Origin of the sequence: Thermus thalpophilus, from assembly GCF_022760915.1 — a bacterium.
Lineage (GTDB): Bacteria > Deinococcota > Deinococci > Deinococcales > Thermaceae > Thermus > Thermus thalpophilus.
Genome location: NZ_JAKTNS010000086.1, coordinates 1 through 1,222 on the forward strand (window position 1 = coordinate 1; position 1,222 = coordinate 1,222).

The window sequence follows — 1,222 nt, forward strand, 5'->3', positions numbered from 1 at the left end:
AGATCGTCTAGAGCTCATCCCTCAAGAATACCACCCTTTTACGACAGCCTCTTAGTCTAGTGGTCGCATATCCCTTGCGGGCCATGAGGGCGACCTTGTCTTCCGGCATGACGGCTAGGTCCTGTAAGGAAAAAGACGCAAACGTATTGATGGCCCACCATGGTCAGAGCAAACCCCTCCGCCAGGTGGTGGAGGGTGGCGAAGGTGAGGTCCTTGGCGATCACTCCCCGAAATCCCTCGGTGCCGAAGCGAAGGGGCGTGGGCTTCACTAGGGGAAAGCTTAGCACACGTCGCCAAGTTCTAAGGTGCAAATGACCAAGGCTTCAGGGAATAACCTGGGAAACTAAAGGGTATGGGAAGGATTTTGCTCGCCGTTGTGGCGCTCCTCCTCCCAGCTCACGCCCAAGAATGGCGGCTCACCCGAAGCCAAAGCCTCACCCAGGAAGGGACCAGGGCCTGGCGTTACACCCTAAGCCCAGCGGACAGAGCGGGAAGGGAGCTTTGGCAGAAGCTCGTCCTCCAGTACCAGGACCACCTGCGGGCCGGGTACCGGGTGGACCTGGGGAGCTGGCGCCTTTACTTCCTCGGGGGAAGGCTCCGGCTGGAACCCCACTGCCCCCAGGTGAACCCCGCCTGCTTCACCTTCGGGGCGCTACCCGTGGAGAAGGGAGTGCAGGACCGCTTCCTATTGGGGCTAAGCCAGCTCTTGGACCAGGCCCTGGCCCAGGCCCGGAACACGGGAGGCAACCTCACCCTCTCCGGGCTCTTCCGTGTGGAGCTCAAACCAGGCCAGGCCCCGCCCTACCTGGCGAGGCCCTCGGGCTGGGCGCCCTAGCTTGGTATCCTCTTAGCCATGGGTCGTTTGGTTCTCCTTCTAGCCCTTTTGGGAAGCTTGGCCTTGGCAGGCCCCTGCGCTAACCGGCCCTACACCCTAGAGACCGAAGAGGGACTTTTGGGCGGGGAGGAGCTTAGCTACGACGGGGAGGAGCTCGTCTTTGAAAGGCGGGCCTGTTTGGAACGGGAGGGGCTATTCCTCGAGGCCCCCCTCATCCGCTACCGGGAGGAGGAAAAGGCCTTCTTTGCCGAAAACCTCACCGGGGAAGCGGAAGGGTGGCGGCTAGAGGCCAAGCGCCTGGGGGGCAAAACCCTAAAAGGGGTCGTGTCAAGAGTTATGTGTAAGAGTCTGTGTACGGGGGGCATACCGCTCCTGAAGCATCTTCTC

Annotated in this window: 1 protein-coding gene and 1 pseudogene; both read left to right on the forward strand. The window is 61.4% G+C overall.

Annotated features, from left to right (window positions below):
- Positions 1 to 352: 352 nt before the first annotated feature.
- Positions 353 to 835 (forward strand): FHA domain-containing protein, encoded by a 483-nt coding sequence (locus L0D17_RS13095; protein ID WP_243095692.1) that lies wholly within the window; start codon positions 353 to 355, stop codon positions 833 to 835.
- Between the two features lie 18 nt (positions 836 to 853).
- Positions 854 to 1,222: pseudogene (locus L0D17_RS13100) on the forward strand (hypothetical protein); the annotation flags it as partial.

What these genes read in the sequence shown, in the direction of transcription:
- L0D17_RS13095 (WP_243095692.1), top strand. Translation starts at nt 353, where the DNA reads ATGGGAAGGATTTTGCTCGCCGTTGTGGCGCTCCTCCTCCCAGCTCAC.